Annotated in this window: 19 protein-coding genes; all 19 read left to right on the forward strand. The window is 59.4% G+C overall.

Translation table 11 applies throughout. The features are described from left to right. Positions 1-4 precede the first annotated feature (4 nt). The 19 genes from AC07OP_RS25960 to flgF all read left to right on the forward strand — a co-directional run bounded on the left by AC07OP_RS25960 (position 5) and on the right by flgF (position 15,466). Positions 5-733 carry a flagellar biosynthetic protein FliR gene (locus tag AC07OP_RS25960; RefSeq protein ID WP_425375780.1) on the forward strand — a complete coding sequence of 243 codons (729 nt, stop codon included), beginning with the start codon at positions 5-7 and terminating at the stop codon, positions 731-733. Next, entirely contained in the window at positions 730-1,803 is a 1,074-nt protein-coding gene (locus AC07OP_RS25965) for an EscU/YscU/HrcU family type III secretion system export apparatus switch protein (RefSeq protein ID WP_495102553.1), read from the forward strand. Before AC07OP_RS25960 ends, AC07OP_RS25965 begins: the two co-directional genes overlap by 4 nt. After that, positions 1,800-3,881, forward strand: coding sequence for a flagellar biosynthesis protein FlhA (locus tag AC07OP_RS25970; RefSeq protein WP_495102554.1), 2,082 nt, complete (start codon positions 1,800-1,802; stop codon positions 3,879-3,881). Before AC07OP_RS25965 ends, AC07OP_RS25970 begins: the two co-directional genes overlap by 4 nt. Continuing rightward, a complete protein-coding gene (locus AC07OP_RS25975) occupies positions 3,878-4,588 on the forward strand; it encodes a flagellar hook-basal body protein (protein WP_495102555.1) in 711 nt (236 codons plus the stop codon). The genes AC07OP_RS25970 and AC07OP_RS25975 overlap by 4 nt, the downstream gene beginning before the upstream one ends. Before the next feature lie 15 nt (positions 4,589-4,603). Continuing rightward, a complete protein-coding gene (locus tag AC07OP_RS25980; protein WP_281112258.1) occupies positions 4,604-5,377 on the forward strand; it encodes a flagellar hook-basal body protein in 774 nt (257 codons plus the stop codon). A gap of 98 nt (positions 5,378-5,475) precedes the next feature. Next, positions 5,476-6,075, forward strand: coding sequence for a flagellar basal body P-ring formation chaperone FlgA (gene flgA / locus AC07OP_RS25985; protein ID WP_495102556.1), 600 nt, complete (start codon positions 5,476-5,478; stop codon positions 6,073-6,075). Then, positions 6,062-6,631, forward strand: a complete 570-nt coding sequence (locus AC07OP_RS25990) for a flagellar basal body L-ring protein FlgH (protein WP_186626050.1) — start codon at positions 6,062-6,064, stop codon at positions 6,629-6,631. Before flgA ends, AC07OP_RS25990 begins: the two co-directional genes overlap by 14 nt. Beyond that, positions 6,628-7,737 (forward strand): flagellar basal body P-ring protein FlgI, encoded by a 1,110-nt coding sequence (locus tag AC07OP_RS25995; protein WP_495102557.1) that lies wholly within the window; start codon positions 6,628-6,630, stop codon positions 7,735-7,737. Before AC07OP_RS25990 ends, AC07OP_RS25995 begins: the two co-directional genes overlap by 4 nt. Before the next feature lie 9 nt (positions 7,738-7,746). Further along, positions 7,747-8,124: a hypothetical protein gene (locus AC07OP_RS26000; protein WP_495102558.1), complete on the forward strand. Its 378-nt coding sequence runs from the start codon at positions 7,747-7,749 to the stop codon at positions 8,122-8,124. Positions 8,125-8,126: 2 nt separating this feature from the next. Further along, complete coding sequence (locus AC07OP_RS26005; protein WP_495102559.1) at positions 8,127-8,522, forward strand: flagellar basal body rod protein FlgC; 396 nt, start codon at positions 8,127-8,129, stop codon at positions 8,520-8,522. A gap of 1 nt (position 8,523) precedes the next feature. Beyond that, positions 8,524-8,829: a flagellar hook-basal body complex protein FliE gene (gene fliE / locus AC07OP_RS26010; RefSeq protein WP_495102560.1), complete on the forward strand. Its 306-nt coding sequence runs from the start codon at positions 8,524-8,526 to the stop codon at positions 8,827-8,829. A gap of 18 nt (positions 8,830-8,847) precedes the next feature. Then, positions 8,848-10,212 carry a flagellar basal-body MS-ring/collar protein FliF gene (gene fliF, locus AC07OP_RS26015; RefSeq protein WP_495102561.1) on the forward strand — a complete coding sequence of 455 codons (1,365 nt, stop codon included), beginning with the start codon at positions 8,848-8,850 and terminating at the stop codon, positions 10,210-10,212. A gap of 3 nt (positions 10,213-10,215) precedes the next feature. Next, positions 10,216-10,662: a hypothetical protein gene (locus AC07OP_RS26020; protein ID WP_495102562.1), complete on the forward strand. Its 447-nt coding sequence runs from the start codon at positions 10,216-10,218 to the stop codon at positions 10,660-10,662. Continuing rightward, positions 10,652-11,374 (forward strand): FliH/SctL family protein, encoded by a 723-nt coding sequence (locus AC07OP_RS26025; RefSeq protein ID WP_495102563.1) that lies wholly within the window; start codon positions 10,652-10,654, stop codon positions 11,372-11,374. Before AC07OP_RS26020 ends, AC07OP_RS26025 begins: the two co-directional genes overlap by 11 nt. Then, positions 11,358-12,704: a FliI/YscN family ATPase gene (locus AC07OP_RS26030; protein ID WP_495102564.1), complete on the forward strand. Its 1,347-nt coding sequence runs from the start codon at positions 11,358-11,360 to the stop codon at positions 12,702-12,704. Before AC07OP_RS26025 ends, AC07OP_RS26030 begins: the two co-directional genes overlap by 17 nt. Beyond that, complete coding sequence (locus tag AC07OP_RS26035) at positions 12,694-13,155, forward strand: hypothetical protein (protein ID WP_495102565.1); 462 nt, start codon at positions 12,694-12,696, stop codon at positions 13,153-13,155. The genes AC07OP_RS26030 and AC07OP_RS26035 overlap by 11 nt, the downstream gene beginning before the upstream one ends. Next, positions 13,145-13,876 (forward strand): hypothetical protein, encoded by a 732-nt coding sequence (locus AC07OP_RS26040; protein WP_495102566.1) that lies wholly within the window; start codon positions 13,145-13,147, stop codon positions 13,874-13,876. Before AC07OP_RS26035 ends, AC07OP_RS26040 begins: the two co-directional genes overlap by 11 nt. Continuing rightward, positions 13,866-14,288 (forward strand): flagellar hook assembly protein FlgD, encoded by a 423-nt coding sequence (locus AC07OP_RS26045; RefSeq protein WP_281112270.1) that lies wholly within the window; start codon positions 13,866-13,868, stop codon positions 14,286-14,288. Before AC07OP_RS26040 ends, AC07OP_RS26045 begins: the two co-directional genes overlap by 11 nt. After that, a complete protein-coding gene (gene flgF / locus AC07OP_RS26050; RefSeq protein ID WP_495102567.1) occupies positions 14,288-15,466 on the forward strand; it encodes a flagellar basal-body rod protein FlgF in 1,179 nt (392 codons plus the stop codon). Before AC07OP_RS26045 ends, flgF begins: the two co-directional genes overlap by 1 nt. Positions 15,467-15,468: the final 2 nt, after the last annotated feature.

The raw sequence follows: 15,468 nt of genomic DNA on the forward strand, positions 1-15,468 counted from the left end.
CTACATGGCCAATCTGCTCCTCATCTCCATGAGGCTGGCGCCGCTTCTCGTTGTCGCCCCTATTGTATTTTTCTCGCGATTGCCCATGACCGTTCGGGTGTTGCTGGCGCTGGTCTTATCGGCCGTCCTGGCCAGTTCTTTGAATGTGACTGGCATGCCTGCATTGAGCCTATCGTCGGTACTCGGCGAGTTGATGCTGGGGGCGTTGATGGCCTTCGGGTTTCACGCCGCCCATGCTGGCCTGGACATGGCAGGTAAGCTCATCGACACCCAGATCGGCCTGAATGCCGCCGGGGTGTTCGACCCGGGCACTTCCAATATGACCGGCCTGGTCGCCGAAGTGCTGGTGTGGACCCTGGGCATCCTGTTCGTGACGTTGAACCTGCATCACGACTTGCTGCGCGTCTTCAGTCTGCTACTGGTAGTGGTACCTCCCGGCAGCGTTTCTCTGATGAATTTCTCCGGGCCGGTCATGGGCATTCTGACCCAGCAATTTCTGTTGGCGTTCATGATCGTTGTGCCCGTTATCCTTGGACTGTGGTTGATCGACACTGCCTTTGCGCTGCTCTCTCGCTCGATGCCGCAGGCCAATGTCTATTTCCTGTCGTTGCCGATCAAACTCGGCGTCGGCGTATTTATCCTGATCCTGACACTGCCGATCATTGTTCAGCGCGTGCCGCTGTTGATCGAAAACGCGTTGCGCTTCGCGCTGTCCCCGGCAGGTGCACCATGAGCGATCAACAGGACAAGAGTGAAGAGGCTACCCCCTACAAACTCGAAGAGGCTCGTAAGAAAGGTCAGGTGCCGCGTAGCCCAGACCTGTTGTCGTTCGCCATGATCCTGACGTTCCTGATGGTGTTCTCGGCCATCGCTGCGCCGCTTGCCAGTGTGATCGCTGCCCACAGCCATTGGTGGTTAGCCAATGCAGGGCAACTGGGGACCAGCTTTGGCTATCTGGGCGAGCAGGGCGCCTACAGTGTGAGGCAGGTGGTGTATGCCTTTGTGCCACTGATCGGTGCCTTGGTATTGGTGGCCGTATTGACCAATCTGTTGTTCAGCGGGCCGGTGTTTTCGGCCTTTGTGATCAAGCCCGACTTCAAGCGGCTTAACCCCATCCAGGGGCTCAAGCGCATTTTCTCGCGGCGTATGTTTGTCGAGCTGCTCAAGGTACTGGTCAAGGGCGGGCTGTTTGCGCTGGTGCTGTATTACCTATTCCAAAGTCTTTTGCCGCGTCTGTTGGGCATGGCGACGGTCTCTCCGATGGAACTGCCCCTGGCCGGCAAGCAATTACTGATGCAATTGGGCTTTACCGTGTTGTCGATCATGGCCGCCGCCGCGCTGTTTGATGTGTGGTATTCGCGCCGCGAGTTTGGCCGACAAATGCGCATGAGCAAGCGTGAAACCAGGGATGAACACAAACGCCGCGAAGGTGATCCCGAGGTTCGCTCCAAGCGTAAAGGCATCCAGCAGGACCTGCTGAAAAAAGCGTCCGCGCTGGGGCAGGTCAAAGATGCCGATGTCATCATCACCAACCCGACCCACTACGCCGTGGCACTGCAATACCGTCCGGCAACGATGCTTGCGCCCAGGGTCCTGGCTATCGGGCGTGGCTTTCATGCCTTGCGTATCTGCCAGATGGCACGCAAGCACCAGGTGCCGATCCTGCGCCGTCCGCCGCTGGCGCGCACCCTGCATGCACTGGCGCGGGTCGATTCAGCGATTCCGGATATCACACAGAGCGATGTGGCGCGCGTCTATCGCTGGGTCATTGCTCTGCCGGGCAACAAGGTGCTGAGCCCATGAAGCCATTCTGGACACGCGCCCTCTCGGAAAGCAGCGACCTGCTGTTAGCCGTCGCCATCATCGGCATTTTGCTGGTGCTGTTCACACCGATTCCTACCTGGTTGCTCGACCTGTTGCTGCTCACCAACTTCGCTGTCGCATTGTTGGTGTTGCTGGTGACCTTCGACATCGACAAGCCCTTGAGCTTCTCGACATTTCCTTCGCTGCTACTGATGACCACCTTGTTTCGCCTGGCACTGAACATCTCTGCGACGCGGCTGATTCTCGCGGACGGTGACGCCGGCCAGGTCATCGCCGCGATCGGCACCCACGTGGTCGGTGGCAATTACGTGATCGGCTTCGTGGTGTTCCTGATTCTGGTGGTGGTGCAATACGTGGTGGTCACCAGTGGCGCACAACGGGTCGCGGAGGTGGCCGCGCGCTTTACCCTTGATTCGCTGCCAGGCAAACAGATGAGCATCGATGCCGACCTGAACATGGGCATCATCGACCAGGATGAGGCCAAGCGGCGCCGTAGTCAGTTGGAGCGCGAATCGAACTTCTACGGTGCAATGGATGGCGCTTCCAAGTTCGTCAAAGGCGATGCGATCGCCGGGATTGTCATCATTGCGATCAACATCATCGGCGGCCTGTCGGTGGGCATTTTGCAAAAGGGACAGAGCTGGGGCGATGCACTGCACCACTACACTCTGTTGACGGTCGGTGACGGTATCGTCACGCAGATTCCGTCGCTGATCATTGCGGTGGCCGCCGGCATCATCATTACCCGTGCCGCTACCGACGCACGCCTGGGGCCGGAACTGGGTCGACAGGTCTCGGCCTACCCCAAGACACTGGTGGTGGTGGCGATCGTCACGTTGTTGCTGGCGATGATGCCGGGCCTGCCGTTGGTGCCGTTGCTGATGCTCTTCCTGGCGTTCGCCGTGGCGGCTGGCTATTCATTCCGACAGTTGCAGCGCAAGGCCAAGGGCGAGTCGGCGTCAGAGGAGACGCAGACCCAGGCCGATACAGCCTCGGATGATATCTACGCGCTGATGAGCAGCGATGCCTTTGAACTGCGCCTGAGCAATGACTTGGCGGCACAGGTTTTGGCGGCCACCAGTACACTCAGCTTGCGTATCGACAATCTTCGCAAACAGTTCGCCCGGGATTACGGTTTTGCCCTGCCGCAACTGAGTGTGCACGCAGAGAAGAAACTGCTACCAGGCACCTATCAGGTCTGCGTCCAGGGCGCGGTAGTGGCCAACGGCGAGTTGGAGTTCGACAAGTTGCTGGCCATCAACCCAGGTGGTGCGGCGGCGACGCTGGAAGGGCGCGAAACCAAGGAGCCTACGTATGGCCTCAAGGCCCTTTGGATAGACCAAGCGTTACGCAACCAGGCGCGAATGAGCGGCTATACGCTGGTTGAGCCGGACACAGTGCTGTTGACCCACCTCTCCGAACTTGCCCGACGCTACGCTCCCGATTTTCTTACTCGCGCGGAGACCGAGCGCCTGGTGGAAAGCAAGCGTGCCGCGCTGGGTAGTCTGGTGGATGAGCTGATCCCGCAAGTCCTCAGTTATTCCGATATTCAGCGCGTCTTGCAATTGCTCCTGCGTGAACAAGTACCGGTGCGCAACCTGGAAACCATCCTTGAGGTGCTGGTGGATGCCGGGCGGACTAACAAGAGTGCGGAAGACCTGGCAGAGCGTGTACGTGAACGGCTGGGTGCTGCGCTGTATGAGCGCCTGGTGGACAAAAACGGTGATCTCAACGTGTTGACCATCGCCCCTCAACTGGAAGGCTACATGCTTGCCGCATCCCGACCGCGTGAGGGCCTGCAAAGCGCATTGCTGCCGGCTCAGGAATTGGAACGGTTCGTGACCACAGTGGCTCGTGAAGCCGAGCGTCAGCTGGGTGATAACAAGCAGCCAGTATTGTTGTGTGCCGCGCCACTAAGGCGGGTATTGCGCGCATTCATGTCGCGGGCGGTGCCGCATATGGCTGTGCTGTCGGTCAACGAAGTCGGCCAGCATGCTCGCGTGACATCCGCCGGAATGATTGATTTGCCTGGGTTCCCCAGCCTGGAGTCGGCATGAGCGACATGATCATGCAACTGGCCGGGGTGATCCAGCGGGATATCGATACCTTGAAGGAGGTATCGCAGAACGTCGCCAATGCCAACACCACCGGCTACAAGGCCGGGCGTGCATTCAGCGTTCAGGCTTTGGGCGCACCCGCCTCGGGCGTCACAGCCGGGCTCGATGGGCTGGAAACCCAGACCTCAATCAATACCGATGGCGGTGCTCTGCAATACACGGGGCGGGTGACCGATCTGGCGTTGTCTGGTGATGCCTGGTTTGCCGTGAATACCCCCAACGGTGCGGCATTGACCCGTGATGGCCGTTTTAAAGTCGACAATCAGGGTTTCCTGGTGAGTAACGCAGGGCATCCGGTGCTCGGTCAGGGTGGGCCTATTCAGGTGGCTGGCGGTGTGCTGAAGGTGAGCAGCCGAGGTGAAGTGAGCGTGGACGATACGCCGGTGGGGCAACTCAATCTGGTGCGTATCGAACATGCCAGCGATTTAGTCTCCCGGGGCGCAGGGCTCTACTCGGCAGACGTAGCCTGGACGCCAGCCACGCAGTACGTGGTGCATCAAGGCCTTTTAGAACGCTCCAACGCTGCCATGGGCACCGACATGGTGAAAATGATGGAAGTATCGCGACACGTCGAAACCCTGCAGCGCGCCTTGTCGGCCTACGACGGTTTGCTGAACAGCGGGATCAATCAATTGGGCAAGGACTGACCAGGGAGTGCGGGTGTGATTGATGCATTGAGTATTGCCAGTTCCGGCTTATCCGCGAATCAGGCCTGGATCGACAGTATTTCCAATAACGTGGCCAACATGCAGACGATTGGCTACAAGCGTAGCCAGGTCAATTTCCATGACATGGTGCGCGACGTCGGCACGCGGGATGACGGCGGCGGCATGACTGAAAATCTGCTGTCCGGTGCAGGCATCCAGGCGTCGGAGCCCACTCAGGTGTTCAGTCCGGGCGCAGTGCGCCAGACCGGTAACGAGTTGGATCTGGCCATCCAGGGCGATGGTTTTTTTGAAGTCGAATTGCCAACGGGGGAATTGGCCTATAGCCGTGCCGGTCGCTTTCATTTGAACACCGACGGACAGTTGGCGATGAACACCGGCCAGGTCCTGACAGCGGACCTTCGAGTGCCGCCTGATGCGCGCAATCTGGTGATCAAACAGGACGGTTCGGTGCAGGCGACCGTTGTCGAGACGGGTGAGGTGATCACCGTCGGCCAAGTGCAGTTGGCGAAGTTTGCCAGTGCCGAGGGGCTGAAAAAGCTCAGCGATGGCCTGTACCGACCCTCTCAAGTCAGCGGTGAAGCGATCTACGCCGAACCCGGCAGGGATGGCCAAGGTGTGCTGTTGCAGGGGTATGTCGAGATGTCCAACGTCAACCTGATTGATGAGATGAGCAGCCTGGTACTGGCGCAACGTGCCTACCAAATGAACGCGCGCTTGCTTCAAGCCGGCGATCAGATACTTGAAACCATCAATAACCTGCGTCGCTGATGAGTATGAAGATTACATGCGTCGCTATCGTCGTTGGTTGCCTTTGGGGTGCCCAGGCAAACGCGTTGGAGTGTGCAACAGGGCAAACGCCCAGCCAGATGGCACAGTACATCACTGAGCGCGTACGCCCGGCATTCGCCAACGAGCAACTGGATATTCAACTGACGCCCATCGGTGACTTGCCGGTTATGGCATCGCCACGGGTGCGGTTGTTGTCGACGCACCTGCGCAGCCGCGTTGCGGTTGAACTTAAAGGCACGGTATGCGGGCAGACGCATGCCAGCCAAGTGACAGTTTGGTTCAAGGTCCAGGCGTGGGGTCAGGCCTGGGTTTATGGCCGCAATGGGCGCACGGATCAGGCGCTGAGCGATACCCAGCCACGCCGTGAGCGGCTGGACGTGGTTGCCGCGAAAGTATCCCCCGACGATTTGGCCAGCAACCTGGAGGGCGCGTGGTTGGGGCAAATGGTCAACGCCGGCATGCCGATTCTCAATCGGCACTTGAAAGCCGAACCGCTGGTGCTACGTGATGCCACCGTCACTGTCGTGGTCTATGGCCCAGGCCTGATGCTGCGCACCGAGGGCAAGGCGATGCGCCCCGGCGTGCTGGGTGAGCCTATCCCCGTGTTGGTCAACGGTGCGCAAGCGAGCCTGTTGGCCGTGGTGGCCGGCAAAGGGGAAGTCCATGTTCAACGCTAAGGCGTTTTGGCTGGTTGTGCTGCTACCGATTTGCGCCAGCGCGCAAAGCCTGATCAATCCCGATGGCTATCGCTCTCTCACTGGCGACCGCCGTGGCTACCACGTGGGGGACACCCTGACGATTCTGGTGGTGGAATCGACCTCGGCGCAAAGCGCCGCCGGGACAGGGGCCGATAGCAGTACCGATATTTCTGCGCGCCTGGGATGGGACAACAACAACCATCAAGGCCGCCTCGGCTTGCAAGGCGACTCCAGCGGCAAAGGCCAGACCAATCGTAGCGGGCAGATCCGCACTAATGTGTCGGTGCGAATCATTGACCAACTGCCCGAAGGCTTGCTGCGGGTCAGCGGTGAGCAATTGGTGACTGTCAATGACGAGAAGCAGCAGGTGCGTATCAGTGGTTTGGTGCGCCCCGATGATATTGCCTACAACAACACCGTGTTGTCCTACCGCCTGGCCGATGCACAAATTGACATTGTCGGCGATGGGGTGATCACCGATGCGCAGAAGCAAAGCATCGTTTTCCGAACCCTCAAGTGGCTGCGAATCCTATGAAACAGCTGACGATGGGGTTATTGGGCCTGTTGCTCAGCCTTTGGCTGCCTGCGGGGTGGGCCGATGTAAGGATCAAGGAACTGACACGCATCCAGGGCGTGCGTGATTACTCAATTATCGGCTACGGCCTGGTGGTAGGCCTGGCCGGTACGGGGGATACCGACCGCAACCGTGCCACGCGCCAGTCGCTGGTCAATACCCTGAAAAATTTCAATGTGAACGTGGCGGACTCGGATCTCAATGCGCGCAACACGGCGGCGGTGATGGTCACCGGCAACCTGCGTTCATTCAGTGAGACGGGTGACAAGGTGGATGTCGAGGTTTCTTCCCTGGGCGATGCGCGAAGCTTGTTGGGTGGCACCTTGCTGATGACGCCGTTGTATGGGCCCGATGAAAAACTTTACGCCCTGGCTCAGGGCCCCATGTCGGTGGGGGGGTATGTCTTTGAAGCCAACCAGAACTCGGTGCAGAAAAATCACCCCACGGTAGGCCGCATTCCACGAGGTGCCAGCGTTGAACGCTCGGTCTTTACCGAAAATGATGCCGCTGCGCGCAACTTGGTACTGGTACTCAACGAGCCTGACTACACCACTGCGCAGCGTATTGCCGACGCATTGACACGTGAGCTGGGATTGCCCGGCGTGCGAGTCGTGCATGCGGCGAAGGTTGAAGTTCCGCTGAGCAGTGCGGCTGGTTTGCCCCGATTGATTTCCCGCATCGAGAACGTATCCGTGGCGCCTGACTATGCCGCCCGCGTTGTGGTCAACGAGCGCACGGGAACGGTCGTGGCGGGTGCGCATGTGCGCTTGGGTGAGGTGAGCATTTCCCAGGGCTCACTCAGTGTGGTGATCAGCACCAAGTATCAGGTGTCCCAGCCGTCCTGGATTGGTCGTACCGGTCCGAGTGTGGGCACGGTCGTGGTGCCGGACACCGAGCTGAATGTGACCGAGGAGCAACATGGTCCGGTCAAGCTGGCAGAAGGCGCGACGGTTGGCGATCTGGTGCAGGCACTTAATAAGGTGCGTCTGAGTACCCGTGAAGTGATCACCGTGTTGCAGGCTATTAAACAAGCCGGCGCCTTGCACGCCGAACTGATTGTTCAATAAGGAGCGGTGATGTCTGCGGATATGAGTCTAGCGGTAGAGACCGTACGTTTCGCCATGAGCCTGGAGCATCTGCGGGCCAAGGTCGCGGCGCACAATATCGCCATGGCCAGCGTTCCCGGCGGCCAGGCCATGCGGGTAAACAGCCATGAGCCGCTGGTGGCCTTGCGGGGCGCCCAGGGTGACGCCCAATTATTCGCGCAGTCACTGCGAGCGATGCAGGACAGCGAGCTGGCGCCTTACCTGCAGCACTACACGCCGATCACGCCGCTCTCTCCTGACGCCGAGGTTGCCGAGTTGTCGGCTGCGAGCGGTCGCTATCAAGCGTTGGCCGATGGCGTTTCTCGCCAGTTCGGCTTGATGCAATTGGCGATCAAGGGAGGGCGCTGAGCATGCCGTTGGACAATATCAGCGAAGTGATTCGCGGCAGCATGGCCTATGAACGCACCCGGGTTGAGGTCGCCAGCTACAACCTGGCGATTGCCAATGTCGCACTTAGCCCAGGGCAGGATTCGCCCTTGTTGCGGGTAGCTCCGCCCGTCAGTTTTGCCAGTCAGGTGGGGTTGCATGCTCCTCGGGTTCAGGCCTATCAGGGTAATGAAACCCGTGTCGTACCGGACCCCGGCCACCCCATGGCCGACCATAACGGCATGGTGCACTACCCCAACATCGAAGCCGCCCGAGAGATGGCCACCCTGGTCTCGGCGACCCGCGCTTACGAGGCGAATATCCGCTCCTACAACAGCTTGCGAGCCATGACGCTCAAAGCTTTCGAAATCGGGAAATGACATGAGCGCAGCAATTACCCCCATCGGACTGACCTCAGCGCTGTCGTCAGCAAACGGGATGGCCTTTGAGACGAATAACGTCAGTGGTGCTGACTTTCTTGGCCAGTTGAAATCGGGCGCCGTACAACTGAGCGAGCAGACCGACCAGGCAACAGCCTTGCTGTCGTCGTATGCCGTGGGTGAAAACGTTGCGCCCCATGACTTGGTCATGGCGATGGAGCAGGCAAAGCTGTCGCTTCAATTGGCGGTCGAGGTACGTAATCGTCTGGTAGATGCCTACCAGGAATTGGCGCGGTTGCAAATTTAACCCATGGAAGATAAACCCGTGTCGAAGCTTTTTACCGGTCGTTCCAGCGTATTCCTCGGTGGCGTGGTGCTGATCATCGCGCTGTTGGCGTTATCCATCTGGTGGGTATTTCGGCCCAGCTATGTGGCGCTGTACAAGGACGCCAGCGAAGCCTCGCAAGCCGAAATCCTGGCGATTCTCAGCCAGCGTCAGGTGCCGTATCGCATCAACACCGAGGAAGGTGTGATCGAAGTTGCAGCAGAAGAGGCAGCCACTGCGCGCATGTACCTTGCGCAAGCGGGAATACCGAGTCGTAGCAGCACGGGTTTCGAGCTGTTCGACAAGGCCGACTACGGCATGTCGGAGTTCAGCCAGAAGATTAACTATCAACGGGCGATGGAAGGTGAATTGGCGCGCTCAATCATGAGCATGTCCGAAGTTGAATACGCCCGAGTTCACCTGACGTTCAAGAAAACCAGCCTTTACCAGCAAGCCGAAGAGCCGCCCAAGGCCTCGGTGATTGTCCGACCGCGGTTGCAAGGCGCCTTGAATCCTCAGCGCGTACGCGGCATTCAACAAGTAGTGGCCTCTGCCGTGGAGGGCATGTCCCTGGAACGCGTCGCCGTGCTGAATGAAGACGGTCTGGTTTTGAGCAGTTCAGACGGGGCAGCAGGGGCGCCCGAGCATCAGCAATTGACGGCCCAGGTTGAACAGGCCCTGAAGCAAAAGGCCGAGCAGTTGCTATTGCGCCCATTGGGTAGCAATGGCGCCGATGTCTCCGTGCGGGTGCAGATGAACTTTGACCGGGTCAAATCCATCAGCGAACAACCCCTTGCCGACAAACGCTCCATTCGCCGAGAAAAGACCACGGCGTCCACCGATAGCTCGACAGGCGAAAGCAATTCAAAACGCTCGCAAAATAACCGTGAAGTGGACTACGAGGTGGGTAAAGAGCGCGCCGAAACTGAACATGCCACGGGGAAGATCGAGCGGATCACAGTAGGCATCGTACTCAGCACGCCGTCAGCGAATGCTCAACTCAAGGAAATCCAAGGCTTGCTGGAAGCGGCCTTGGGCCTTGATTCTGCGCGGGGCGACCGTCTGGTGATCGCGTATATCCCACCCATGCCCGGCACGAATGCCACGAAGCCCGTCGCCACCAATATCGCCACCTCACCGGTGGTGTCCTCTGGCGATCCGCAGGCACCATCAGGCGCTGCGGTACCATGGATGCGTTGGGGGATTGCAGCACTGGCTGCTGCGCTGTCGATCATTCTGTTGATGCTATGGACGGCAACCCGCAAGCGTGAGTCCCGCATCGCCAATAGCCTGCCCCGCCTGTCTTCCATGGAGCGTGAACAATTGCTGGGCGACTTGCGTCGCTGGCTGCTGGAGGGCCGCTGAACCATGGAATTTTCGCCACTGCGCAAGGCTGCGATCCGCCTGGCCTGCCTGCACGCTGATGATCGTCAATGGATCCTGGCCAATTTAGCCGTTGATGAACGCCGAAAAATAGACGCGTTGTTGAGCGAAATCAACGAGTTGGGGCTGGCCAGCGAACCGTCGGTGATGGCTGGGTTGATCAATGAACTGGCGGCACAGCCTCAGGTCCAGGCAAGTGCTCATAGCCATGTTATCCACGAACGGTTGCTCAAGGCCGGCCACCCATTCTGGGCCGGCCTGGTCTTGCAGTTGGAAACGCCCGTACAACGGCGTGAAGCGTTGAGCACATTGGCCAACAGTGCGTCGATAAGGCGTTGGGACACGGCTTTCGCAAAGCACACAATACCGCCTGCACTGGTCAGCAGCCTGCAAGAATATCTGGCGCGCTCAGGAGGCCAGGGTGAGCGCTAAGGTGCCGGGTCAGCAAACCGTGCTGCGTCAGCCAGGGCTGGGGGCCGGTGGGCGGCGCCTGCCGGTTATGGGACCGCCGGGTAGCGTCGATCCTGTTGTCACTCCGTCCCCGGCACTGGAGGTCCTGCGCGCGACGTTTGCGCAGGAACTGGCCGATTTGCACCAGCAATCCCACGCCGCAGGCCTGGCTCAGGCTCGCACTGAATTTGCCAAACAGGCAGCCACGGAGCTGGCTCAACAGCAGCAGGCCTGGCTGAAGAAAGAAGCGGCGTTGCGCGAAGCGTTGGAGTCTCAACGATTGCAACTGGTCGAGCTGGCCAGCCAGTTGGAGAAACAAGGCTCGCAGATGATTGCCTCGATGACACCGGCGGTTGGCCGGTTGGCGTTGGCAGTGGTCGTGCGGTTGCTGGGGCAGCATGCTCCCGGTCGGTCGTTGGTGGCCGATATGGCCCGGCAGGCGATTGAAGAGTATCAATTGCAGGCACCGCTGCGCATCCGCATCGCCGCTTTGGATTTCGCCACGCTACAGGCCTGCATGCAGGACGATCCGTTACTGGCGTTGTTTCAGCCGGACGCGGCAGCGACACCGGGCAGTTGCCTGATCGACCATGGCATTGGCCAACTCGACGCTGGTTTGGACACACAGCTTGCGGCCCTTAAAGCGCTATTAGCTCCCGATAAAAGGGGGGATGCCAATGTGGCAGGTGTATGAAGATCAGCGGATAGCAGAGCTGGCACGGGCGAAGCTGTGTCGGCGCCTGGGACGTTTGATTTCAATCCAGGGCCTGATACTGCAGGCGACCGGGCTGGATGTGAAGTTGGGCGAATTAGTGGACATTGTGCCGGCGGCTGGGGGCGACGCGCTCGTTGCCGAAGTGGTCGGTTTACGCCGTGAGTGCGTATTGCTCATGCCTTATGGTCCGGTAGACGGGTTGTGCCTGGCCAGTGAGGTGATTGCCCGTGGTGAGGCTTATCGGGTGCCAGTGGGGCAGGGACTATTGGGCCGTGTGCTGGACGCCACTTGCCAGCCTTTGGACGATAAACCTGTGCCATCGGGTCTGGTGCTGATGCCGCGTTTTGTTGCCCCCATCAATCCGTTGCATCGCTCACCTATCAGCCAGGTGCTGGTCACTGGAGTGAAGGCGGTTGACGTATTTATGCCATTGGGGCGTGGGCAGCGCGTGGGGATTTTTGCGGGCAGCGGCGTGGGCAAAAGCACACTGCTGGGGATGATGAGTCAGTACGCGGACGCTGATGTGATTGTTATCGCCCTGATTGGTGAGCGCGGCCGGGAAGTCGGCGATTTCATTCGTGAAAGCCTGGGCCCCGAAGGCTTGAGAAGGGCCGTAGTCATCGCCGCTGCGGCTGAGCAACCTGCGGTGCTGCGGCGCCAGGCGGCCTACACGGCGACCACCATCGCTGAGTGGTTTCGTGCCCAGGGTCAGCATGTGCTGTTGATCATGGATTCGATCACCCGTTTTGCCCTGGCGCAGCGTGAAATTGGTTTGTCCACCGGGGAGCCAATGGGCAGCCGGGGCTACACGCCTTCGGTGTTTGCGCTCCTGCCACCGTTGATGGAGCGTGCCGGCGGCCTCAATGGTCAAGGCTCGATCACCGGCGTTTATACCGTCCTGGTGGAAGGTGACGATATGAATGAGCCGGTAGCGGACCATATGCGCGCCATTCTCGACGGGCACATCGTCCTGAGCCGGAGCATCGCCGCGCGGGGTCATTGGCCTGCGATCGATGTGTTGCACAGTGTCAGCCGCCTCGCCAATGCGCTGCGCAGCGACGAGCAAAAAGCCCAGGTCGATCATCTTCGTGCGGGGATGGGGGCTTACCAGAGCAGCGCGGACCTGATTGAGTTGGGAGCCTATGAGAAGGGCACCAGCCCATTGCTGGATAGCATGATCACGCTTAAGCCACAGTTCGATGAACTGCTCAAACAGCGCTCGAACGAACATGTACTGACGGCTGACGCCTGGAAGACCGTGCGGCGCTTGTCGCAACAACTGACCGCAGGAGCCGCCCATGCAGGATGAACAGCGCAAGCTCAGGCAACTGGCGGCCGCGACCCGCTTGCGAGCATTGCAACGGGAAAAAGCTGCATTGAGTCACGCTGCCTGTTTACGCGGTGTGCGCACCGCCGAACGCCTGCTGGAGGAAGAGCACCAGCGGTATGCGCAACTCCAATCGTCGTTTGAGCAGCAAGGTCGCGTAGGCGTGGCGTTGGACCCGGCGCAATACGAGCAGCGTCTACTGGCCCAATCGCAGAGTTTCGCTGCGTTGAAGTCTCGGGTACAGGCCTTGGGCGAGGTACAGGACGAGGAAAGCGCATGCAGGACGCTGTTGGGGCGCCGCACGCTTGAGGTGCAGGTGACGCAAAAGGCCTTCAACACGGTATTGCATGACCTGCAGTGCTACCTGAGGGATCAGGAATCCATCGATATCTTTGACGCGCAGCAGGCGCGAGGGGCGGGTCATGGGGCTTAACGTCGGGGTATCGCTGTGGATTACGCCGCCGGACGCGCAGGCGCCAGCGCTCAGTAACAACAAGTCCCAAGGGCCGACATTTGCGCAGAGAGCGGGGGTTGAGCCGTTGCTGGCAAAGGCGGATCAATTGTTGCCGCCAACCGATGATCATCTGGCCCAGGAGGCTGGTTTGCTCAATATTCAGCGCCTGCTTCAGTCGAGTTTGAAAACACCCGAGAGGGGCGTGTTGGAGCTCTATAGCCTCGGGCTTCGTGCTGGAAAACATCTTTCGTATGTGCCGCAATTATTTGAGCAGACGACACATGTTGAACGCGGGGTTGCTGCGGCTGATAACGAACGTGCGTTCTATCAAGCCGGAGGCGGCCTCCCGCTTCAAAGGCCATTACCCTCAGCTGAAGATCACAGCGCCCTTGAGCCGAAAGCCGTACATCTTGCCAGCGATAACTTGGCGGATGCCGGCCATGAATTGCCCGGTGCGGGTCCGGCCCTGGCCTACTTGATAAGAAAGTGGCCAGAACGTCATGTACAGGTTTTGCCAAGGGGTAAAGGCATCGAAGTGATCATTCGCGACTACCACCTGGGCCCGGAGGAGCAGCGGGCCCTGGTGCAAGACCTGACACGTCAGGCTGTACGCCCTGAAAGCATCTGGATCAATGGCCAGCCAGCGTGGCAGGCCCCGTCTCTCTCACGTCATTCAACAGGCGACTCCCATGGCCATTGAAGCGATCGGCAACGAACTGAGTACCACCACCTCGGAGCTGGCGCAAAGCCGCTTGGGCCAGGAGGACTTTATCAAGTTGTTCCTCACCGAGTTGACGTTCCAGGACCCCTTGGAACCCATCAATAACCGTGAGTTTTTGGCCCAGATGGCGCAGTTCGCCAACCTTGAGCAGACCCGCGTCACCAATGAAAACACCAATAACTTGGTGTCGATGAGCGCCACATCGCAGTCTCTCGGGCTCCTGGGGCGTCAGGTGGAGATCAATATGAGCACGGGAGGTAGCGTGATCGGTTCGGTATCAGCCATTGCGTTTTCCGCGACCGGGCCTGTGCTTTCAATCAAAAAAGCCGACGGCTCCGTGCTTACGGACGTGCGTCTCTCGCAAATCAAACTGGTCAGGCAGGGGGCGTGATGCTGCAAGCTTTCTATAACGGAATGAGTGGCCTGTTTTCCTTTTCCAAGGGCTTGGACAACGTTTCCAATAACGTTTCCAATATGAACACCCCTGGGTACCGCGGTAGCGACACGTTTTACCGCAGCGTCAACGGCCAGAATGGACAAAGCTTTGGCGCCGGCATCGCCGGTACCGAGGTGCGGATCAAACCCGGCGAAAACCGTCAGACCGGCAACAACACCAACGTTGCCGTCAACGGTTCAGGTTACTTCGTGCTGCGCGATGCACGCGGTGAGCTGTCTTACACACGGGCCGGGCAGTTCCAGGTGGACCAGGACGGGTACCTGGTGGACACCGTGACCCAATTGAAAGTGGCAGGCATCGACTCTGCGGGCAACTTGCGCGACATCAACATCAAGGGCCAGCGGACGTTGCCACCCAAGGCTACCACCCGCATCGAGATGATAGGTGCCTTGGCGCGTAGCGGCCCTACAGATTCCACCCACCAGATCAACTCAATCCAGGTGTTTGACGCGACGGGCGCCAGCCACACGTTGAGTGTCAAGTTTGAGCCGCAAACCACACCGCCCAACAGCTGGAAAGTCAGTGTTTCAGATGCCAGCGGCGCATTGCTGCAAAGCGGCACCATTGCCTTTGGTCCTGACGGCAGTCCCGTGGCAGGCTCCAATACGCTGAGCTTCACCCTGACTGCCAACGGCGCCGCCCAGAGCATTCAGTTGGATTTCGGTACGCCAGGCAGTTTCAACCTGGCCTCACAGGTGGCCAGTGGTCCGAGCCACACCTTGGGCGCTCGTGTGGTCGACGGCAGTGCGATTGCGGGGTTGAGCAGTTACGCCTTCGATGAGAAAGGCGTTCTGCAATTTACCTATGCCAACGGCGAAAAACGCACCGGTAGCCAGTTGGCCCTGGCCGATTTTGCTGACGAGACAGCGCTGATTGCTGGCGCGAATTCGCAGTACAGGACGCCCTCCACCCTGCGTGCCGAATTTGGCAGGGCAGGTGAGGCTCAGTTCGGTCGTATCCAAGGCGGTTACCTTGAGTTGTCCAATGTCGACCTGGCGCAGGAGTTCGGCGACATCCTCATCATCCAGCGCGGTTATCAGGCCAGCTCCCGGGTTATGACGGTCTCCAACGAAATGCTGGAGCAACTCTACAACGGCACCCGGGGTGGGTAATC

The sequence above is a fragment of the Pseudomonas sp. GW821-FHT09D08 genome (genome assembly GCF_059416305.1).